This window comes from Dyadobacter sp. HNCC25DJ187, assembly GCF_056895255.1.
The window spans coordinates 816,224-837,444 of the sequence record NZ_JBXHAT010000001.1 but is presented as its reverse complement, the minus strand read 5'-3'; the positions used below and the strand labels follow the sequence as shown (position 1 = coordinate 837,444).

The following is a 21,221-nucleotide window of genomic DNA, read 5'->3' as shown; positions in this document are numbered from 1 at the left end:
TGGTTTTTTTTGGTTTTTTTGGTTGGAAATCAAAAAAGTCAACATCGGTAGCACAAAAATAGTGCCTTCGAGGCGGAATAATAATAAAAAACGATAAAATGATCAAATAATTTTTGCAGCGTCTTTGAAATAGCTGACAAATTCATCAACCGACATGCTTCCAAGATCACCTTCTCCTTTTCTGCGTATCGATAATTTACCTTCTGCCATTTCTTTTTCACCTACAATGAGCATGAAAGGAACCTTAGTAACTTCCGCGTCTCTGATTTTGCGACCAATTTTTTCATCACGGTTGTCTACAAATCCTCTGATATCATGATCCTGCAATTGGAGAAAAACTTCCTCAGCATATTCCGAATACTTTTCAGAGATGGGTAGGATTGCAATCTGATCTGGTGATAACCATAGTGGAAATTGACCAGCGGTATTCTCGATAAGAATTGCTATGAAACGTTCCATGGAACCGAAAGGTGCGCGGTGGATCATGACGGGTCTGTGCTTCTGATTGTCAGAACCGGTATATTCCAAACTGAAACGTTGCGGTAATTGGTAGTCAACCTGAATCGTTCCTAGCTGCCATTTTCTACCCAGAGCATCGCGTACCATGAAGTCTAGCTTAGGACCGTAAAAAGCCGCTTCTCCTAATTCAGTAACCGTATTCAGGCCTCTTTCAGCAGCAGCCTCAATAATGGCACTTTCTGCCTTTTCCCAATCTTCATCCTTTCCGAAATATTTTTGCTTATCACTCGGATCTCTTAATGAAATCTGTGCGCTGTAGTCTTCGAAACCCAGAGATTTGAAGACATGCAAAACAAGATCTATTACTCTGATAAATTCTTCTTTCACCTGATCAGGACGACAGAAAATGTGTGCATCATCCTGCGTAAAGCCACGTACACGTGTTAATCCGTGTAGTTCTCCGCTTTGCTCATATCTGTATACTGTACCAAACTCAGAATAACGGATCGGAAGATCTTTATACGAGCGTGGGGAAGTTTTATATATTTCAATATGATGTGGACAATTCATCGGCTTGAGCATATACTCTTCGCCCAAATTCGGGGTTTTGATAGGCTGGAATGAATCCTTGCCGTATTTCTCCCAATGTCCTGAAGTCACATATAAATCCTTGCTGCCGATATGGGGTGTAACCACAGGCACGTATCCGGCCCGCGATTGTGCCTTACTTAAAAATGACTGGAGACGTTCACGTAACATGGCACCCTTTGGCAGCCATAGAGGTAAACCCTGACCCACTTTTTCAGAAAATGCAAACAGTTCCAGCTCTTTCCCAAGCCTGCGGTGATCGCGCTTTTTTGCTTCCTCCATCATAGTGACGTACTCTTCCAGTTCTTTCTGTTTTGGAAAAGTAATACCATAAATACGGGTAAGCATTTTATTTTCCTGCTTGTTGCGCCAGTAGGCGCCGGCAATATTGGTCAGCTTGACAGCCTTGATAATTCCTGTATTAGGAATATGCGGTCCGCGACAAAGATCGGTAAAATTACCCTGTTCGTACAAAGTGATAGAACCATCTTCCAGACCATCGATCAATTCAAGCTTATACTGATCTCCTTTCTCTGTGAAGAATTCGATAGCATCTGCTTTACTGATTGGCTTTCGGATGTATTCATTTTTCTGGCGTGCCAGTTCAAGCATTTTGGCTTCTATCTTCGGGAAATCATCCTGGGAAATGGATTGTTCTCCCAAATCTACATCGTAATAAAACCCTCTCTCCAGTGATGGTCCTGTCCCAAATTTGATACCCGGATACAATGCCTCGAGCGCCTCTGCAAGTAAGTGAGCAGAAGAATGCCAAAAGGTGGCTTTACCATCTTCATCGTTCCATGTGAGTAGCTTTACCAGCGAATCTTCCGTTATTTCACGCGTTGGATCCCATACCTCACTATTCACTTTTGCGGCAATCACGTTGCGCGCCAGTCCTTCACTTATGCTTAATGCGACGCCCATAGCGGTGATACCCTTAGGGTAAAAACGTTCGCTACCGTCTGGCAGGGTAATTTTAATTTGAGACTCGTCTTTCATTCAAAGGTGTACTATAAGCGTTATAATTACTCCGTGGTGTTATTAATTGGATGGACATTGTCCGCATGATTCCGATCCGGTAATCGTATCTGCCAGACCACACAGGAATATCATTCCAAAAATATCTTGTGCAAATCTATTGAATTTTAACCTTCCGAGAAGAATCTACCGGGATATTTATCGTTCTGCGTGGCTGAATCAGATCAAGTTTGACGCGGGAAGTGTCCAGGAAGCGATAATTATCCTGCGCTTCTTGAGCACCAAATGGAGACTCGCCACTTTCGTCTCTTTTCATTCTCCACAATCCATTATGAGCTGACCGATCGCTGGGGTCCTGGGCGAGTGTGATTCCGTAAAATTCTCTTGCTTTTGCAAAATCACCTATTTTCTCGTAAGAATACGCTATAAGATTGTGAATTTGCGGGTACTTAGGGTCTACTTTCAGTAATTGACTCAAAGCTACCAGAGATTTATGGTAATATCTGTGTTTTAGTCCTACGTCAGCCATTTGCATCAGCGCTTCGCGGTACCGTGGATTAACTGTGATGGCTTTTTGATAATAAATCATAGCCGTATCGGGCTTGGCAAGACCTTCATAAATTTGCCCCCTTTCATAGAAGAGCTCAGCTACCTGAGGAAATCTCTGAATTGCTTTATTATTGATGGCAAGTGCCCGAGGTATATTTTGTAGCCTACGGTTGATGACAATACTTTGCACGTATGCCCTAAGCATTTTAGGGTTGTTTTTCATAGCATAATCCAAACTCACCAGACTTGCCAATGAATCTCCTTGCTTGGCCTGCAACATTCCTTTTACATAGTAGGCAGAGGCATCATGTGGTGCCAGTCGCATAGCGTGATTAAGGTATCTGCTGGCTTCAGCGAAGCGGCCATTAGCCTGCAGTAGATCAGAGAGCAAAACGTAAAGCTCAGGGGTTCCCTGCTGCAGTACTTCAGCGCGCTCAGCATCTTCCAGGCCAAGCTCCAGATCGCCTAGCTCACGGTAAATCTTTCCTCTCAGTAAAAAGTACTCTGCCACATTATCCTGCTCGTCGATAGCTGAGGTGATGTCTTCAAGTGCCTGACGATATTCTTCCTGATCAAAGTAAATACGAGCCCGCTTGAAATAGTTGGCATCCAGATCAATCCCTCTCGAAATCAGGTCTGACAGGGATGCAACTGCATCTTTTTCCCATTGCGCTCTGTTCTTTTTGACAACCGGTGGAATACGGGTACTGTTACGCGCATCGCTTTGACAGGAGACCATCAGAACGAACACGCCTAAAAATACCGGCCACGTGATATATTGCCAAAATCTGTTTTTCATGAAAATCCTTATCAGCAATTTAGATGCTTTGGTCTGAGAAACGGGAAAATACGCCTAGTGGTAACTTCTTACCAAATGAATCAGGAATAAAAAGTTCGCCGAATTGGTGATTTATCTGGTCTCCGAAATGCGCTTTAATTAAATTCTCAACGATCAACGCAGAGAAACCTAGTGAATAAAGGTTGATGATAAAGAAAAAGTTTTCCTTTTTTAACAACTGAGCACACAATCTCAAAATTTCGTTCAGATTCTCTTCTAGCAACCACTTTTCCCCATCCGGGCCTCTGCCATATGCTGGTGGATCAAGAATAATGCCGTTATACTGGTTGCCACGTCTTACTTCTCTTTGAACAAATTTCAATGCATCCTCAACCACCCAGCGAACGTTATTTAATCCGCTTAAATCCATATTTTCCCTCGACCAGCTAATCACCTGCTTTACCGAATCCACATGTGTTACATCAGCTCCGGAAGCCCTTGCTGCCAAAGAGGCGATACCGGTGTAGGCAAACAAATTTAATACACTTGGTTTGTCTTCAGGAATTGCCTTTAACGCTTTGGATATATAATCCCAGTTAGTGGCCTGTTCCGGGAAAACGCCAACATGCTTGAAGGATGATAACGCAAGTTTTGCTCTCAAATGAAGAGAGCCTGATCGGTACTGAAAAGTCCATTTGTCCGGCATGCCAGGCTTTGCAATCCACTGTCCTTTTTCTTGTGAATTCTTATCCTTCTTAAATGTAGCATGGGCGCGGTTTTCCCATTCCTGATCTGATAAGGATTTATCCCAGATGGCTTGTGGCTCAGGGCGTGAAAGAATATACTGTCCGAAGCGCTCCAGTTTTTCAAAACCTCCGGAGTCTATAAGTTGGTAATCGGTATGCTGATCAGGCGATAGTAGAAGCACTTATGTCAATGTTTAATAATCAATTGTTAATTGTAATTAAGGAACGATTCAAATTCTTTTATCAAATTCATTGAAGACTAGAATTCGATTTTGTTGAGATAGAATACATTACGTTTTCCTCTTGTCTGCGGGTCGCCGGCTGCATTCACGATACGCTGTTCACCCCAGGCCAAATAATAGTTCCCAAACCAGTAGTCGATATCATCCGTACTGGTCTTACGTACTTTGTCTCCTTCGATTTGAGTATCGTTGGCAATCACCTTATTGTTGTCGACCACCTGGCTGCCTTTGATAATTTTACTTCTGATAGCACCCTGGTGGCTGTAAACCAATTGCGTATTACCGTTGGCTTCCGACTGCACTTTAATCTTCTCACGAAGCTCCATGCTTTTTACATTTTCGAAGTTGATGCTGTTGTCCCAGAGTAATTTTCCGTTTTGATCCACATCGGCAAGAATGGCATGCGTGTAAGTGAAGCCATCAAATACCTGTTGATTGTAGCCGCGACCTCCATACATAGGGTTCCACAGGTATGGATTATACAGCCCCATTCCGAAGGGATAACCCATCATGCCTCCGTAGCCGAGTCCGCCCATCATATTGGAGTTCTGATAACGATATTCAGGATAAAAAACCTCTGCTACGAGCAGGAAGTTGTCGCCTTTTGGTACTACATCGTGAACAAGTAATCTATAATTCAGTTTCACATCATCCCCACTTTCTTTCTTTTTCCGAATACGCCTCTCCATTTTCTCCTGTTGGCGCTCATTCATGAAGTTGAAAAAATTTTTGAAATCGGTAAAACTATGATACTGCGTAAAGGCAATTTCGTTGTTAACGATCTTGCTGATATACAGTCCCTGCGAAGCCGCATTAGTGGAGCTTTGCATGTTTCTGTAGCCATAAGTTCCGATTACCATGCGGACGGAATCATTCAGTATCTGCAAGCGTCCGTTTAAAAGAGAATAGTCTTCTTCCGGATCAACTGAAACCTGAGTATACAACTCACCTGTTTCTTCATAAGACTTTGCCACGATTTTGGTCTGTCTCCCTTTTTTAACTGCAAAGCAAACGTTGACCAAGTGGTTCACCGTATCTACTTCGACAGTTTGAATCGCATTTGATCCTTTAATCGCTGAAGGTAAAACCCGTGTCTGTCCCGATGTAAGCATTGTATGAATCAATACCGGTTCATTACGAACCATACCTGCCATAAATACTGAATAGCCAAGCGTTTTGAAATCAGTAATTTCAAAGCGATCCAACGTATTGATTGTAAAGGTTTCGACAAATCCCGGACCGATATTCACTTTTACGATCTGGTATAGATTACTGCGGTACTTGCTAAATAAAAGAAATACAGATTGTCCGTCGTAAGAGGCGGTTACATAGTCCAGATTATCTTCAACCGGTCCGTCGATGGACCAGATCCTATCCAGATTACTGTCAAATTTCTGAACGTTGAATGTACCGCGGCCCGGTTTAGAGATCAATAAAACTCCCTTTTCTCCAAGAGGCATGGCCTGGTAAGCCGAATTATTTCCAGGTAGGGGCAATTCAATTCTTTTTACACTTTGCGAAATAGCAGGTGCAATAAAGAAGAGTAATAAAAGCAATGTAAGTCCACCCAGTGTTGAGCGAAAACGCTGTTTAGTCATGTGCAAGTTGCATGATAAAATCGAATTCTTCAGGTTTAACAGGGCCTACCGACAAACGGGACAAACGTACAAGTGCCATATCTTCAAAGCGCTTGTCTGATTTAATTTGCTTCAAAGTGATAGGTTTTGGGAATTTTTCAACAGGAACAAATTCTACCACGACCCATCTCGGGTCATCCGCGGTTGGATCGGGGTAATGTTCTTTCGAAACTTCCGCAAGGCCAACAATCTCTCGTCCCTCATTACTATGATAAAAAAGGGCCTGATCCCCTTTTTTCATGGCCATCATATTCAAACGGGCGGTATGGTTGCGCACACCATCCCACATTGATTTTCCTTCTTTTACAAAATCGTCCCAGGAATAAGTATCCGGTTCAGATTTGATCAGCCAATATTTCATGCAATTAATTTTTATAATGATGAATTAAGAATGATGAATGAAAGATATAGAGTAAAAAATTTCCATTCACTCGTCATTTTTCATTCTAATCTAATTTTAACTCTTCATTTGTTTCAAGGAAATTTAGTGAATTTGCTGAAATCAGGCTGACGCTTCTCAACGAAAGCATTTTTACCTTCCTTAGCCTCTTCACTCAGATAATAGAGTAATGTTGCGTTTCCTGCCAGTTCCTGAATACCTGCCTGGCCATCCAGTTCTGCGTTGAAAGAGCTTTTGAGCATACGAATGGACAAAGGGCTTTTTTCCTGAATCTTTTTGCACCATGCCACAGTTGTTGCTTCAAGCTCTTCCAGAGGTACAACCTTATTGACTAATCCCATTTGTAGCGCTTCCTGAGCATCATACTGATCACAAAGGAACCAGATTTCACGTGCTTTTTTCTGGCCAACTACTCTTGCAAGATAAGATGCGCCAAAGCCGCCATCAAAGCTACCCACTTTCGGGCCAGTCTGACCGAAACGTGCATTTTCAGCCGCGATAGAAAGGTCACAGATTACATGTAACACATGTCCGCCACCAATAGCCCATCCTGCAACCATAGCAATTACAGCTTTAGGAATAGAGCGAATCATGCGCTGAAGATCGAGTACGTTTAAACGTGGCACATGGTCGTCACCTACATAACCTCCATGTCCGCGTACAGACTGATCTCCACCTGAACAGAAAGCCTTACCACCTTCACCTGTTAGTATAATTACTTCAATACGTGGATCTTCACGGCACACGTGCATAGCGTCAATCATTTCTGTCACCGTCTTAGGCGTGAAGGCGTTGTGTACATGAGGACGGTTAATGCTGATTTTTGCAATTCCCTCATGAAGAGAAAACAGGATTTCTTCGTATTCTTTAATGGTTTCCCATTGAATTGGACTAGACATATTGAGCAGTAATAGATTTATGATAGAACGGACTCAGGGCATCTTGCGGCAAAGTCTGTATTAAATCGCGAAATTACAGATTGTTTATCTTTCCTTCAAAAAGGATTAATAACTTTCGTCCATGGTAAACGTCGTTGTCAGCAGGAATAGTTAATTTGAAAGCACTTTTGTTTAGTAGGACTGACAGCATATAAACTGGAAATGAGTAATCACACAAATATGACAGATCGGGTATGGCATACAAATCGAGACAAAATACTTGATGAGCCGAGACCAAACGATTCCTATTTGGCAAATGCCTATGATTTTATGCACCGCTGGTTAAGCGGGGAGCAATATTTCACGTTGCAAACCTCAGGATCGACAGGAATTCCAAAGACGGTCACTATACAACGTGCTCAGATGGAAGGTAGTGCCGCCATGACTGGAAAGGCTCTGCAGCTTGCAAAAGGTACACGTGCTTTGGTTTGCCTTAATACCGGATACGTAGCAGGACTGATGATGTTGGTAAGAGGGATAGAACTGGATTGGGAGCTGACCATCGTAGAGCCATCAGCTAATCCGATTCTGAACCTGGAACAAGATTTTGACTTTACCGCAATGGTGCCAATGCAGTTGACTGCGTGTTTAGAAAATGCGCTAACCCTATCGCGTGTTGGTTTATATGGTACTATATTGTTAGGTGGAGCGCCGGTTGGTTTGCCATTGCTTAATCAGATTAAAAACTTGAATCAGCCTGTCTATCAAAGTTATGGCATGACCGAAACGGTTTCGCATGTTGCGCTGCGAAGACTCAACGGAGTAGATGGTGCTTCGGATGTATACACCTTACTACCATCGGTAACTGCGGGAAAAGACGAAAGGGGCTGTCTGTATGTAGCCGGGGCAATGACTAATCATGAGCTGGTTCAAACCAATGATCTTGTTGAATTTGAAACGGCAAGTACTTTTCGTTGGCTGGGCCGTGCAGATAACGTGATTAATTCCGGCGGGGTGAAAGTCATTCTGGACAAGGTGGATGAGGCCGTAGCCGGAGTTTTATACCAATTGAAAGAATCCGTTGCTTTTTTCAGCTGGCATGAGCCTGACGAAAAACTAGGGCAGAAATTGGTGCTTTTTATAGAGAAAGAATTGGCAAAAGTGGATTCAGAAAAAATATTGACAGAAATAAGAGAACGCCTTTCCGCATTTGAAACGCCAAAACATGTTTACTTTGCAGATCAGTTTCAGAAAACAAAAACTGACAAAATAGATAAAAGACTAACAGCAAATACGTTTTTCAATCGTACAAATGGATAAGAATCTTCAAATACCAGGCTTATATACAATACGCTACCAAACTGCACCGGTTGTTCCTGCACCCTTTTCAAATTTTTACAATCTGGACGTCAATCTGATTTCACGTGAAGAGTTAGAGGTGGATTTTTCCATTACTTATACAGATCGTGAAGATATGTCCGAGGACGAAATTATAGACGAAGGTTTCACTTTGAACGATGATTTCAAGTGGAAAGGAGCTTTACCTGCCTTATGGATTAAAGAATTTGATACGATTTTCTCCTCGTCAAAGATTATCCGCCAGCGGGAGGAAGAGGAATATGAGGACTTTATTGAAATCGAACTGGAAGAAAATAGTAAACTTGTTACGGTATACCCTGTGGACAAAGACCGGTGGAATTATTTTTTACAGGAATTGATGCAAGCCATCTTTGAGAAAGCGGGTAGAGAAAAACCTTTTGAGCTCAATTATCTGAATATTGATACTGCAGACAAAACCACCATCGATTTGACAGCTTCATTTGCGCACAAAGAGTTTTCCGTTGTAAAAAATGGTGGAGAAGTAAAACAATTGAAATGGTCACAACTGGAAAAGGTGATGGACACGGTTTACAAAGCGGAATTTCTTGAAGACAACGCCACGGAATCCAAGCCAACAGAGAATGGTTCTTATATTTCGGCTGGCGACGGATTGTGGTTTCAGTTGGGAGTTGCTGTTGTAGAGCCGACAGCCAAAAGTAAAGAATTACAAAAAATCGAAACGATATTTAAATCGCTTGCGTGATCAACAGCAGTAGGGGAGAGCTATCCAGTAGCTCTCTCTTTTTGTTATTTCCTCTGAAGTTCTTTCTGTAGTTCTTCTACCAACTTTCCCACTTTATCTAATGAAGGCATTGCCACGGGCATTTGCAAACTGACAAAAGCTTTCACTTCCCATACTTCCAATACATCGGTCAGCGGTACATGCATAGGTTGGATACCGTTCAGATCTGAAATCAAACAGAAACTGCCGTTTATCTGTACTTCATTCAAAGCCTTTCGGTAGATAATGCCCGAATTTTTCAATACAAAAATATAGTTTACTTCTTCGCGGACATCGTACCAGTTGCGAGTAAATGACCCTATCAGCAAAGCGCCGGGATACAGGAAATCACTTCCGGTTTCGAAGGCTCTATAGTAATCATGCGGAAGATTTGGAAGCTGAAAAACAGGGAGTGATGCCACAAAAGACGGATTCTGGTGATACCTGATATATGCCTGTTGCTGGTGCAGGGATACCAACTGAATGGAAGGAAAAGTTTTGGCAATAGGTGAAGCGGATTGACTCTCTGAGATCCTGTTGTTAAAATTAGGAATTATTGTCTCATCAATCGGACTCTTGTGTGTTTGATCCTTTTCCAAAAAAGGATTGTCACTATTGGTTTTTTGTTCAGCAATAAGATCGTTCTTAGCTGGAACGAATTGTTTTGGTAAATCAGTAGGTGTTTCCGTGTTTTGTATTGGTACTGGGCGCTCCTGATATTTATGCTCAGCAGCAACCTGTTTCCTGGGAGCGGACAGCATGCCTGAATGGGAGACTGTCATTTGCGTAGAGCGGGTAAAAGGCAGAGATAACTCAGAATGTTCTCCTGACTGTCTCAGATCACTTTTTATTAATTTATCTACACTAATTCCAAAGGCCGCAGCCATGTTTTCCAAATTAGTAAGGTTCGGATTAGCACGCGCTTCTTCATAAGCACCCAGCAGAGATCTTTTAATTTCGATTTTGTTAGCAAACTGCTCCTGTGTCAGTCCGCTAAGCTTGCGAAGGTACTTGATGTTGTTGCTGACAATACTCATGAAAAGGTCAGAATGTGAAACTAATTGCTAAATGACAACATTTTTGATAGAAAATCAATTTTAACAGACTGATTAGAGCGTTTTCTTTTGATATTTGAATGTATCCTATGAAATGAACGGTTGCCGATTGAAAGGATGAACATGGCCATACAGTGTAATAGAGATAGTAAAACGATAAATTAATTTTTAAGATCTAAAACTATATGACCATGACAAATACCAGTCAAACTGACCTATTTGGTGCAGTTCCAGTGCGGTACGAGTATTATCCGGTGCTTTTACCTGATGAGAATGGCGTTGCCGGAATAGATGCAATACACAGGCTACTGACTGAATATGGTGTGAAATCGTCCCAGCTCACAAAACTTTCCCACATATCGATTGATGGCGTCGCTTGTCTTGAAGACGATGAGCGTGTCACACATGCGATCCGGAAATTTCTAGCGGTGCAACAACCACTGTTTATAGAATTTTCCGGGCTTGGCTATTATCCCGGACGCGGAGGATTGACTTTGAAACTGAGCGTATCAAACAGCGAATCAATCAAGGAATTTAATAGGGAATTTATGGCCGCCATTAATGGGAAAGTTACAAAGCTCGATCTGCACCTGACGCTGGCCAGGTATGTGAATCCTGAGGTATGGGAAAAGCTGAAGGAATTTGAAACGGATTTTCACAGTTGCTTGTGCAGTAGCGTTGCCATTTACAAGAAAGAACACAAAGCCAAAGTACCCTACCAGGTAATTCGAAAGGTGAATTTTGGAGAAACAAACAACCTAGCTTAATGAAGCAAGAAATAGCTGACTATAACAATACGCTTGCTGAGGAAGACAAGCAGATCTGCGATTTAATTGCAAATGTAATTAATGCTCAGCTTCCCGAAGCTGAAAGTAAGATTTGGCATGCACATCCGGTTTGGTTTCTGGAGGAAAATCCTATAGCTGGTTATAGCAAACTCAAAGAAAATGTTCGTCTGCTTTTTTGGAGCGGACAGTCTTTTGAAGAAGACGAATTACGGGCAGAAGGAAAATTTAAGGCTGCTGAAAAGCGATATACATCTCTTGAACAGTTAGATATTCCGGCACTGCACCGATGGATTGCAAAGGCCAGGAATATTCAGTGGGACTATAAAAATCTGGTGAAGAGGAAAGGTAAACTGGAAAGGTTGAAATAGTTTTATTTTAACAATTCAGTAATGGCACGGTCGATGATTTCGTCACGTGTTTTATTACTCCAATCAAACGATGCTTGTATATCAGCGGGCACTCCATTTTCGAATGCGCTATTCTTGTCAAGTGTAAGTGTCTGGGATATGGAAAATCTATAAGTCCAACCATTTGGCAGTTGTCCACCATTAGGTAAGCCAAGCCCACCTCCGGTGGTATCTCCGATCAAAACAGCATTGGGAAGGGCTTTTGCAGCCAGCGATGTGAAGGAGGCAGCACTGAATGTTCCCCGGTCCGTTAACACGGCTATAGGCCTGGTATATCTGACTCCGGAATACGGTTCTACAAAAGCTGGTTCTGGCTCAGAGAAATCGTTATGGGCAGGTCCATTTTTCACGCGCACATAGTATACAAGCGTTTTGGCATCCACAAACCTGCTGAGAAGGGCAAATACATCGCTTATCGAACCACCACCATTCTCGCGAAGATCTAAAATTAATCCCCGGGTATCTTTATAACGATGAAGGACAAAGTCTAGGTTTTTGTTATCAACTGTCCCGGTAAAGGCACCAAACCTGACATAACCGATCTGTCCGTTAGCGATAAAATCATGAGCGAATGGTCCGGTGGAATAGTAATTTCTGGGAAGATAATTCTCTTGAACTAGCCTCCAATCAAAATTATCTTGTCCTGTGCGGAACACTTTGTAACTGGAAACATTGAAATTGGAGATCAGGTTGGTATGATCATCCCGAAGTTCGTTGAGCATCGCACCCAGAACATTAAATAATGAATCATCAGACATTCCTTGATATATCTTCGCAGCATATCTGGTTTTTACTTCATTCCAGTCAATATTCTTGAGTTCAAAATAGGCATATTTTTCGTCGCATTGCTTCCATAAGTATTCGAAATTTTTTACCGGATCTTTTGTTTCATTTTTAGCATCAAAAAGAATGTTCTCACATGCTGCAGACATCAATAAACATATTGTAATGACTGTATAGGTAATATATTTCATCTTAGTTGCTGTTTTTGGTATTAAAAAGAATTGCTACCCGTAAAGAATGAGAGGCCATCTCGAAGGTAGAAAAGTCCTTCCTGATCTTGTAAGCCTCCCAGGCATAGGAAAATTTCCAACCGTTTTTGTTTTTTAACCATATCGTGTAATCCAAAGATGTATTCACCGACGTGACGCCAAAAGGTTGTACCCTGTAATCGTCCAATATACCAGCTAAACTTGCATCGTTGATAGTGGAGCTAATTCCCAGATATGAATACCCATTACGTACAGAATAGCCAAAAATGCCAGGATTTATGCTGAGTGCCAAACTCCGTTGCTTCGGTTCCCGGCCTTGCCTGGCTTTATTTCGTGTGATGTCCCAGGTTGATCTAAAGGACCCTAAAAGGACAGGAAAGGCTTCAATACCTAATGCATTATTCATCAGTGTTTTGTTCATTCGCACGTTCGCTAAAATTCGGGCTTCACCCCCCACTTTAATGTTCCATCTTGGCGGGGAATTGCGGAAAATTTGATAGAGCCTGGCATGTTGCACAGTAATGGAAGTTAGCGAACTTACCGCCTTGTGATCATTGAAGTCGTTTTTTAGCTTTCCATTCAGAAAGGAAAAGCCTGTAGATATTTCTTTATGTGTATATATCCCGGTGAGAGAGGCCGAATAGCCAAGTGCTAGCCCTTCATAGAATAGCGGTGATGTAGCGTAATCGCGCATCCGATTAAGTCCTAATCCCATATTAAGATTGATATACTTTGACTTTCCAGCAATATGATCGGGAGTCTGGCTGTTAACAGGAGAGCCCATTAACGCTATGAGGAGAAGCATCAGATATTTCATTATACGCTCGAATTTACATCTTTTATGGTTCGTTTTATAAGACATGATATTCTATAGTTGGTCACTTATGAGTAGCATTTATGTACTTATTTTTACATACTGTATGGATGAAACTAATGTTTGCTTTTTTGATATTATGAAAAAATATTTTTCTCATTTCGACTGGGTTATAAAACAGATGGCAGCAAAAAAGCTGTTCATGTTACCACAAACAGCTTCAAATAAAAAACTGATTTCTTCATTAACTACCCGTAAATCTCTTTCCTTGCTGCCTTCAGAGTATTCGTCAATAAACCGCAAATTGTCATCAATCCAACCCCTCCCGGAACAGGAGTAATATAGCTGGTTTTGGGTGCTACATCGGAGAAATTTACGTCACCTTTGATCGCAAAACCACTTTTCTTAGTAGCATCTTCCACCCGGCTGATACCGACATCAATGACAACCGCACCTTCCTTTACATAGTCTGAGGTTACGAATTCTGGTCTGCCCAATGCGGCAATGAGAATGTCGGCAGACTGGCAAACTTCCTTCAGATTTGGTGTTTTGCTATGCGTAATTGTGACGGTACAGTTCCCAGGATAGTCGTTGCGTTGCATCAATATACTCATAGGTAGCCCTACAATCTGGCTGCGGCCAATGACCACGCAATGTTTTCCGCTTGTTTCAACACCGGCACGGATCAGCATCTCTAATATTCCGAATGGGGTAGCAGAAATATAAGCAGGTAAACCTTTACACATTCGGCCTACGTTGATAGGATGAAATCCATCGACATCTTTCTTAGGATCCACTGCTTCCATAATGGTGTTTTCAGAAATATGTTTCGGCAATGGCAGCTGTACGATAAATCCATCAACATCAGCATTATTGTTCAATGAAGCTACTGCTTCCAGTAACTCAGCCTCGCTGATTGTTGAATCAAATTTGAGAAGGGTAGAAGTAAAGCCTATTTCCTCGCAGCTTCGGATTTTGGAAGCCACATAAGTTTCGCTGGCGCCGTCCCGTCCTACCAGTATTGCTGCCAAATGAGGTTTTTTTCCTCCCCCGGCTACCCAGGTTTCTACCTCAGCTTTAATTTCAGATTTAATCTGGGATGATATCGCTTTCCCGTCTAATAATTGCATCTTATTTATTGTCGTTTTTTTATTTTTAAATTTTATGTCCTGCACATTCAGGTTCCGTCACTTGTTGTCAGGAATAGTCACTTAGTAGTGATGGCTAGTTTGCTACTATCTTTTGTGACTTCAATCAATAAATGTCAATACCTGACCACCTTTGTCAACTCTTGTCTATTTATATCCTTCCAACTTTTCCTTCAAAATCCCCATTCCCACAGTCGCCTTTTCCTGGATAAATGTCATGTTCGGCTTAAATCTGACGTCAGGTTTGGCTGGGTCGATGAGAAAAATAGGCTTATTTTGCCCGACATAATTAACAAGACCTGCTGCCGGATACACTGCCAGGGATGTACCAATTACGACAAATACATCAGCCTCCTCCACAATGTTCATGGCGGCGTCCATCATAGGCACTTCTTCTCCGAACCATACAATGTGTGGTCTGAGCTGGCTGCCCAGTTCACATAGGTCACCGGTCTTTAGCTCCCAGGAATCCATATCATAAACCAGTTCAGGATTCGAAGTACTTCTGGATTTGAACAGCTCGCCATGTAAATGAACTACCTTGGAAGATCCTGCTACTTCGTGCAGATTATCAATATTTTGCGTAATGATCGTCACGTCAAAACAGGACTCAAGGTCAACCAATGCCATATGCGCAGCATTGGGCTTTACCGATCTTGCTTGTTTTCTTCTTTGGTTATAAAATTCCAGTACGAGTTCTTGATTTCGTACCCAAGCTTCCGGAGTGGCCACGTCTTCGATCCTATATGTATCCCACAATCCGCCATTATCACGGAACGTGCTGATCCCGCTTTCGGCACTGATGCCTGCTCCTGAAAGAACAACGAGTTTTTGCATTAGGATACTTGCTGGAATAGGTTAGCTGAAAGATTTTCACACAAAGTAAAAAAAGAAAAGCACAAAGATCGCAAAGAAATTTTCAGTTTACTGAATATGCCACGGATGCACGAATGAAACACGAATTTAGTTTAATAGTTTTAAACTCTCGTGCTTATCCGTGCATCCGTGGCAATGCTATTCCTAGTCTTTTTTTGTCGCTTTTTTTACTGCAGGCTTTTTAGTGGCGGTTTTCTTAGTTGCGGTTTTTTTAAGAGCGGCTTCTTTTGTAGTCGCTTCCGCCTTGGGAGCAGCCTTTTTGAATCCGCGACCCGAAGGTTTTTCAGGTTGTTCTGCAGCTAGTTTCAGTATGTCGTCGTAGGTTAGACTGGCTGGCTCTGTTCCTTTTGGTATTTTTAAATTCCTTTTTTCGAAAGCCACATACGGACCGTATCTTCCATTCAGTACTTTGGCATTTTCATTTTCAGCAAATTCTTTAATGGTCTTATTGCTGTCTGCAATGCGTTTGTCCTCAATAATGGTGATCAGTCGCTCTTCAGTCACCGCCATCGGGTCGTCATCTTTGGCAAGAGAGTAGTATTTGCCGCCATGTTTTACATACGGGCCAAACTTCCCAATACTCACAATCATTTCCGAATCTTCAAAAAGTCCGACGGTACGTGGAAGTTTGAATAGCTCAAAAGCTTCATCCAGCGTAATGTTTTCCATTAGCTGGCCCTTTTTCAAGCTGGCAAACTTGGGTTTGTCTTCATCTTCAGCGTCGCCAATCTGCACATACGGGCCATATTTTCCAATACGTACCGTCACTTTCTTGCCTGTAGCAGGATCTTCCCCAAGTTCACGGGATGTCAGACTTCGGTCAAATTCTTCCTCTTTTACTTCCGAAACACGTTTCTGAAATGGCGTGTAGAAATTTTTGATCATCTGCTGCCACGCGAGCGAGCCATCTGCAATGTGGTCAAAGTCTTTTTCTACATTCGCAGTGAAAGAATAATCGACTATACCTTCGAAATTATTGACAAGGAAATCATTTACCACCATCCCTGTACTTGTGGGGAATAGTTTCGATTTTTCTGAGCCGTAAATTTCCTTATTTACCTTGCTTACAATTTTATCTGAGGACAATATCATCTCCCGGTACTCGCGCTCGATTCCCGGTCGGTCTTCTTTAACGACGTATTCTCTTCTTAATATGGTAGATATGGTAGGTGCGTATGTCGACGGACGACCAATACCCATTTCTTCGAGTTTTTTTACAAGACTTGCCTCCGTATAGCGCGGTGGGTTTCTTGTAAAACGTTCTGTTGCTTTCATGTCTGAAAGGCTAAGTATCTGTCCGATATTTAGTGGAGGAAGCATACCTTTCTGCTCTTCGTCACCTTCGTCATCATTTGATTCAAGATACACTTTCAGAAAGCCTTCAAATTTGATTACTTCACCTTGCGCAACAAGCTCCTCAGAAGTGGAGGAGATACCAACTGTTGCGGTGGTTCTTTCGAGTTGTGCATCCGACATTTGCGATGCAATGGCTCTTTTCCAGATCAGCTCATATAAACGTTGCTCATTTCTTTCACTGCTTCCTACAAGTGTATGGAAGTCTGTGGGGCGGATAGCTTCGTGAGCTTCCTGAGCAGATTCATTTTTAGTTTTAAAAATTCTTTTATTGTAGTATTCCTGACCGTATTCCTTTACAATCTGAGTTTGCGCTTTTTGTAATGCCTCTTCAGATAAGTTGGTGGAATCGGTACGCATATAGGAAATCTTTCCGGCTTCATACAGGCGCTGGGCAACCGTCATGGTCTGAGATACCGAAAAACTAAGTTTCCGGGACGCTTCCTGTTGTAATGTGGAAGTAGTAAATGGCGGTGCCGGCGATTTTTTAGCTGGTTTTACTTCAAGATTTTTGATGGAGAACTGTGCGCCGATGCATTTTTCCAGAAAGGTCATTGCATCTGATTCAACGGCGAAATTTTTAGGAAGTTCAGCATTCAGTACCTTGCCGTTACCCAGGTCAAAGTGTGCTGTGACTTTGAAACTGCCCTTACTGTTAAAGGAATCAATTTCTCTTTCACGCTCTACAATAATACGCACTGCAACTGACTGCACCCTTCCTGCAGAGAGATTCGATTTCCCTATTCTGATTTTTTTCCAAAGTACCGGAGATAGTTCATATCCAACAAGGCGATCCAATATACGACGTGCCTGTTGCGCATCTACAAGATCCACATCAATGATACGTGGCTTCTGAATCGCATTTTGCAAAGCAGTTTTGGTGATTTCCCGAAACACAATTCTTTTTGTATCATCAGGCAGACCTAATGCTTCTTTCAAATGCCAGGAAATAGCTTCCCCTTCACGGTCATCATCCGTCGCCAGCCAAACCTCCGCACCTTTCGCAAGCTTTTTGAGTTCAGAAATAACTTTCACCTTGTCGGCGGAAATCTCATAAGATGGCTGGAAACCATTCTCTACATCGACCCCCATGTCGTGCTCAGGAAGGTCACGAACATGACCAAAACTGGACTTGACGGTGTAGTCAGTGCCCAAATAATTCTCAATGGTTTTGGCCTTGGCCGGTGACTCAACGATCACCAGATTTTTAGACATAATATTCTATTTAATATACCAGGTAGCACTTTGGATGTCCAAATATAGGGCAGAAATTAGCAAAAAATCAAAGTACTTCTCAAAAGGTAATGTATAAAAGTGTCGGAGAGGGTAGGTCCGACGGCCATTTTATCGTCTGTTTTATAATGAATCAGATCACTATACGAAGAAACCAAAAAGGCGCAACAAAGGTTATTCATATGTGCTGTAGTTCATAATAATACTAAATAAGGCGAATTACGTATAGAACACAATTTGACATTTGGTATTTTTGTATTTTCGCACGATTTAATAACGCATATAATCACATTATTGATTAATTACTATGGCTTTAAGCTTAGACATGATTAAGGGTTTTGTACCCACATGCAAGAGCGGGCAGTAGTGGCTCGTAAAGTAGTTGGAAAACCTTTAACATCGAAAAGATTTCTATTATGAATATTTATCAGGATTACCTTAAGGAGATTGAAGAAAGAAAAGCACAAGGGCTTCACCCCAAGCCAATTGATGGTGCCGAATTACTGAGCGAAATTATAGTCCAAATTAAGGACACGGCTAACGAATACCGCACAGATTCTCTTAATTTTTTTATTTACAATACATTACCGGGTACGACAAGTGCTGCTGGTGTAAAAGCCAGATTCTTAAAAGAGATTATTCTTGGAGAATCAGTAGTTGAAGAGATATCACCTGCTTATGCCCTGGTATTATTGTCTCATATGAAAGGCGGACCTTCTATTGAAGTGTTGCTGGATCTCGCTTTGGGTGAAAATGTTGCTATAGCGACAGAAGCCGCAGAAGTTCTTAAAACACAGGTTTTCCTATACGATGCTGATATAGATCGCCTGAAAGAAGCTTTTAAAAATGAAAATCCAATAGCAAGGGAGATTCTTGAAAGTTATACAAAGGCTGAGTTTTTTACGAAACTACCAGAGGTTGCAGAAGAAATAAAAATTGTAACGTTTATTGCAGGTGAGGGTGACATCTCAACCGATTTACTTTCTCCGGGTAATCAGGCTCACTCCCGTTCAGACCGCGAATTACATGGTTTGTGTATGATTACGCCTCAGGCGCAGGCAGAAATCAAAGCTTTGCAGCAAGAACATCCGGACAAAAGCGTGATGCTTATTGCTGAAAAAGGGACCATGGGTGTAGGCTCATCAAGGATGTCAGGTGTAAATAACGTAGCGCTTTGGACTGGTAAACAAGCAAGTCAATATATTCCTTTCGTTAATATTGCTCCTATCGTTGGAGGAACCAATGGTATTTCTCCTATTTTCCTTACCACCGTTGATGTGACAGGAGGTATTGGTCTTGATCTTAAGAACTGGGTAAAAAAGGTTGATGCTGAAGGTAATGTGGTTCGCAATGAAAGTGGCGATCCGGTTCTGGAAGAAGTGTATTCGGTTGCAACCGGAACTGTTCTTACCATTAATACAAAGACTAAAAAACTTTACAATGGCGATCAGGAACTGATTGATATATCCAAGGCGCTTACTCCTCAGAAAAAAGAATTTATCAGAGCGGGTGGTTCATATGCAATCGTATTCGGCAAAAAGATTCAGACAGTTGCCGCCAAAATTTTAGGCGTCGAGCCTATTTCAGTTTTTGCTCCTTCAAAAGAAGTATCTAACGAAGGACAGGGTCTTACTGCTGTTGAAAAAATATTCAATAAAAATGCAGTTGGCATTACGCCCGGAAAGGTTTTACATGCCGGTTCAGACGTACGCGTAGAAGTGAACATTGTAGGATCACAGGATACAACAGGTCTGATGACAGCTCAGGAGTTGGAGTCTATGGCTGCTACAGTTATTTCTCCGATTGTTGATGGCGCTTATCAGTCGGGTTGTCACACTGCTTCAGTATGGGATAAAAAGGCGCAGGCTAATATCCCGAAACTGATGAAGTTTATGAACGATTTCGGTCTGATTACAGCACGTGACCCGAAAGGTGAATACCACTCCATGACGGACGTCATTCACAAAGTTCTTAACGATATTACCATTGATGAATGGGCGATCATTATCGGCGGTGACTCTCATACCAGAATGTCAAAAGGTGTTGCTTTCGGAGCAGACTCCGGAACGGTTGCCCTTGCACTCGCTACCGGTGAAGCATCTATGCCCATTCCAGAATCTGTGAAGGTGACATTCAAAGGAGACATGAAGGACCACATGGATTTCCGTGATGTAGTTCATGCCACACAAGCGCAAATGCTTCAACAGTTTGGTGGAGAAAATGTATTTCAGGGTAGAATTATCGAAGTTCACATCGGAACGCTTCCAGCGGACCAGGCATTTACTTTTACAGATTGGACTGCTGAGATGAAGGCGAAAGCCTCTATCAATATCTCAGAGGACGATACGCTGATCGAATCACTGGAAATTGCAAAAGGCAGAATCCAGATCATGATTGATAAAGGAATGGACAATGCAAAACAGGTTCTTCAGGGATTGATCAACAAAGCTGATAAGAGAATTGCTGAGATCAAATCAGGTGAGAAGCCAGCTTTGGTTCCTGATGCAAACGCAAAATACTATGCTGAGGTAGTCATTGATCTTGATATAATTGTTGAGCCAATGATTGCGGATCCGGATGTGAACAATAAAGAAGTTTCGAAGCGCTACACGCACGATACGATTCGTCCTATCTCCTATTATGGAGAAGATAAAAAGGTAGATCTTGGTTTTGTAGGTTCCTGCATGGTTCATAAAGGCGACTTGAAGATTGTTTCTCAGATGCTTAGGAATCTTGAAGAGCAGCAAGGTAAGGTTGAATTTCATGCACCATTGGTAGTAGCAGCACCTACATATAATATTGTTGAAGAGTTAAAAAATGAAGGAGACTGGGATGTATTGCAAAAATACTCCGGTTTTGAATTTGACGATAAGGCACCGAAAGTCGTAGCACGTACCGAATACGAAAATATGATGTATTTGGAGCGGCCTGGCTGCAACCTGTGCATGGGTAATCAGGAGAAGGCTGCCAAAGGTGATACCGTGTTGGCAACATCAACCCGTCTTTTCCAGGGAAGAGTTGTGGAAGACACAGAGCGTAAAAAGGGGGAGTCTCTGCTTGCATCTACTCCAGTTGTTGTATTGTCAGCCATACTTGGTAGAATTCCGAATATGGAGGAATATAAAGCTGCAGTTGTAGGTATTGATCTGACCAGGTTTGCACCTCCCACAAAGCAGCTAAGCAGATAGATTTTATCAGG

17 protein-coding genes are annotated in these 21,221 nt (G+C 42.1%); 5 read left to right on the top strand and 12 right to left on the bottom strand.

Annotated features, from left to right (window positions below; all coding sequences use genetic code 11):
• Positions 1-102: 102 nt before the first annotated feature.
• From thrS to menB, 6 genes are all read right to left on the bottom strand, one after another.
• Positions 103-2,046 (bottom strand): threonine--tRNA ligase, encoded by a 1,944-nt coding sequence (gene thrS / locus AC1XUE_RS03360; protein WP_483354515.1) that lies wholly within the window; start codon positions 2,044-2,046, stop codon positions 103-105.
• 136 nt (positions 2,047-2,182) lie between these two features.
• Positions 2,183-3,373: a tetratricopeptide repeat protein gene (locus AC1XUE_RS03355; protein ID WP_483354514.1), complete on the bottom strand. Its 1,191-nt coding sequence runs from the start codon at positions 3,371-3,373 to the stop codon at positions 2,183-2,185.
• 19 nt (positions 3,374-3,392) lie between these two features.
• Positions 3,393-4,280, bottom strand: a complete 888-nt coding sequence (locus tag AC1XUE_RS03350) for a class I SAM-dependent methyltransferase (RefSeq protein ID WP_483354513.1) — start codon at positions 4,278-4,280, stop codon at positions 3,393-3,395.
• Between the two features lie 77 nt (positions 4,281-4,357).
• On the bottom strand, positions 4,358-5,938 hold the full coding sequence (locus tag AC1XUE_RS03345; RefSeq protein ID WP_483354512.1) for a hypothetical protein: 1,581 nt from the start codon (positions 5,936-5,938) through the stop codon (positions 4,358-4,360).
• Positions 5,931-6,338: an EVE domain-containing protein gene (locus AC1XUE_RS03340; protein ID WP_483354511.1), complete on the bottom strand. Its 408-nt coding sequence runs from the start codon at positions 6,336-6,338 to the stop codon at positions 5,931-5,933. Before AC1XUE_RS03340 ends, AC1XUE_RS03345 begins: the two co-directional genes overlap by 8 nt.
• A gap of 113 nt (positions 6,339-6,451) precedes the next feature.
• Positions 6,452-7,276 carry a 1,4-dihydroxy-2-naphthoyl-CoA synthase gene (gene menB / locus AC1XUE_RS03335; RefSeq protein ID WP_483354510.1) on the bottom strand — a complete coding sequence of 275 codons (825 nt, stop codon included), beginning with the start codon at positions 7,274-7,276 and terminating at the stop codon, positions 6,452-6,454.
• A gap of 201 nt (positions 7,277-7,477) precedes the next feature.
• On the opposite strand from menB, the gene AC1XUE_RS03330 reads away from it, so the two are divergent.
• Positions 7,478-8,575, top strand: coding sequence for an AMP-binding protein (locus AC1XUE_RS03330; RefSeq protein ID WP_483354509.1), 1,098 nt, complete (start codon positions 7,478-7,480; stop codon positions 8,573-8,575).
• Entirely contained in the window at positions 8,568-9,338 is a 771-nt protein-coding gene (locus AC1XUE_RS03325) for a hypothetical protein (RefSeq protein WP_483354508.1), read from the top strand. Before AC1XUE_RS03330 ends, AC1XUE_RS03325 begins: the two co-directional genes overlap by 8 nt.
• Before the next feature lie 44 nt (positions 9,339-9,382).
• Here the strand turns inward: AC1XUE_RS03325 and AC1XUE_RS03320 are convergent, their stop codons facing one another.
• A complete protein-coding gene (locus AC1XUE_RS03320) occupies positions 9,383-10,393 on the bottom strand; it encodes a helix-turn-helix domain-containing protein (protein WP_483354507.1) in 1,011 nt (336 codons plus the stop codon).
• A 209-nt stretch (positions 10,394-10,602) separates the two neighbouring features.
• Here AC1XUE_RS03320 and AC1XUE_RS03315 point away from each other — a divergent pair, with 209 nt between their 5' ends.
• Positions 10,603-11,178 (top strand): 2'-5' RNA ligase family protein, encoded by a 576-nt coding sequence (locus AC1XUE_RS03315; protein WP_483354506.1) that lies wholly within the window; start codon positions 10,603-10,605, stop codon positions 11,176-11,178.
• Entirely contained in the window at positions 11,178-11,567 is a 390-nt protein-coding gene (locus AC1XUE_RS03310) for a DUF1801 domain-containing protein (protein ID WP_483354505.1), read from the top strand. The genes AC1XUE_RS03315 and AC1XUE_RS03310 overlap by 1 nt, the downstream gene beginning before the upstream one ends.
• A gap of 2 nt (positions 11,568-11,569) precedes the next feature.
• Here AC1XUE_RS03310 and AC1XUE_RS03305 read toward each other — a convergent pair whose 3' ends face one another.
• The 5 genes from AC1XUE_RS03305 to topA form a co-directional block, all read right to left on the bottom strand.
• Entirely contained in the window at positions 11,570-12,580 is a 1,011-nt protein-coding gene (locus AC1XUE_RS03305; RefSeq protein WP_483354504.1) for a S41 family peptidase, read from the bottom strand.
• 1 nt (position 12,581) lies between these two features.
• Complete coding sequence (locus tag AC1XUE_RS03300; RefSeq protein ID WP_483354503.1) at positions 12,582-13,403, bottom strand: hypothetical protein; 822 nt, start codon at positions 13,401-13,403, stop codon at positions 12,582-12,584.
• A gap of 257 nt (positions 13,404-13,660) precedes the next feature.
• Positions 13,661-14,542, bottom strand: coding sequence for a bifunctional 5,10-methylenetetrahydrofolate dehydrogenase/5,10-methenyltetrahydrofolate cyclohydrolase (locus tag AC1XUE_RS03295; protein WP_483354502.1), 882 nt, complete (start codon positions 14,540-14,542; stop codon positions 13,661-13,663).
• A gap of 165 nt (positions 14,543-14,707) precedes the next feature.
• Positions 14,708-15,397, bottom strand: coding sequence for an SIR2 family NAD-dependent protein deacylase (locus AC1XUE_RS03290; RefSeq protein WP_483354501.1), 690 nt, complete (start codon positions 15,395-15,397; stop codon positions 14,708-14,710).
• A gap of 183 nt (positions 15,398-15,580) precedes the next feature.
• Positions 15,581-18,004 carry a type I DNA topoisomerase gene (topA, locus tag AC1XUE_RS03285; protein WP_483354500.1) on the bottom strand — a complete coding sequence of 808 codons (2,424 nt, stop codon included), beginning with the start codon at positions 18,002-18,004 and terminating at the stop codon, positions 15,581-15,583.
• A gap of 434 nt (positions 18,005-18,438) precedes the next feature.
• On the opposite strand from topA, the gene AC1XUE_RS03280 reads away from it, so the two are divergent.
• Positions 18,439-21,210, top strand: coding sequence for a bifunctional aconitate hydratase 2/2-methylisocitrate dehydratase (locus tag AC1XUE_RS03280; RefSeq protein WP_483354499.1), 2,772 nt, complete (start codon positions 18,439-18,441; stop codon positions 21,208-21,210).
• The last annotated feature ends 11 nt before the right edge of the window (positions 21,211-21,221 follow it).

Excerpts from the sequence above, each read along its gene's own strand:
- AC1XUE_RS03290 (WP_483354501.1), bottom strand. The coding sequence starts at position 15,397 with ATGCAAAAACTCGTTGTTCTTTCAGGAGCAGGCATCAGTGCCGAAAGC.
- AC1XUE_RS03320 (WP_483354507.1), bottom strand. The coding sequence starts at position 10,393 with ATGAGTATTGTCAGCAACAACATCAAGTACCTTCGCAAGCTTAGCGGA.
- AC1XUE_RS03280 (WP_483354499.1), top strand. The coding sequence starts at position 18,439 with ATGAATATTTATCAGGATTACCTTAAGGAGATTGAAGAAAGAAAAGCA.
- AC1XUE_RS03310 (WP_483354505.1), top strand. The coding sequence starts at position 11,178 with ATGAAGCAAGAAATAGCTGACTATAACAATACGCTTGCTGAGGAAGAC.
- AC1XUE_RS03295 (WP_483354502.1), bottom strand. The coding sequence starts at position 14,542 with ATGCAATTATTAGACGGGAAAGCGATATCATCCCAGATTAAATCTGAA.
- AC1XUE_RS03340 (WP_483354511.1), bottom strand. The coding sequence starts at position 6,338 with ATGAAATATTGGCTGATCAAATCTGAACCGGATACTTATTCCTGGGAC.
- AC1XUE_RS03300 (WP_483354503.1), bottom strand. The coding sequence starts at position 13,403 with ATGCTTCTCCTCATAGCGTTAATGGGCTCTCCTGTTAACAGCCAGACT.
- AC1XUE_RS03345 (WP_483354512.1), bottom strand. The coding sequence starts at position 5,938 with ATGACTAAACAGCGTTTTCGCTCAACACTGGGTGGACTTACATTGCTT.
- menB (WP_483354510.1), bottom strand. The coding sequence starts at position 7,276 with ATGTCTAGTCCAATTCAATGGGAAACCATTAAAGAATACGAAGAAATC.
- AC1XUE_RS03305 (WP_483354504.1), bottom strand. The coding sequence starts at position 12,580 with ATGAAATATATTACCTATACAGTCATTACAATATGTTTATTGATGTCT.
- AC1XUE_RS03315 (WP_483354506.1), top strand. The coding sequence starts at position 10,603 with ATGACAAATACCAGTCAAACTGACCTATTTGGTGCAGTTCCAGTGCGG.
- AC1XUE_RS03330 (WP_483354509.1), top strand. The coding sequence starts at position 7,478 with ATGAGTAATCACACAAATATGACAGATCGGGTATGGCATACAAATCGA.
- AC1XUE_RS03325 (WP_483354508.1), top strand. The coding sequence starts at position 8,568 with ATGGATAAGAATCTTCAAATACCAGGCTTATATACAATACGCTACCAA.
- AC1XUE_RS03355 (WP_483354514.1), bottom strand. The coding sequence starts at position 3,373 with ATGAAAAACAGATTTTGGCAATATATCACGTGGCCGGTATTTTTAGGC.
- thrS (WP_483354515.1), bottom strand. The coding sequence starts at position 2,046 with ATGAAAGACGAGTCTCAAATTAAAATTACCCTGCCAGACGGTAGCGAA.
- topA (WP_483354500.1), bottom strand. The coding sequence starts at position 18,004 with ATGTCTAAAAATCTGGTGATCGTTGAGTCACCGGCCAAGGCCAAAACC.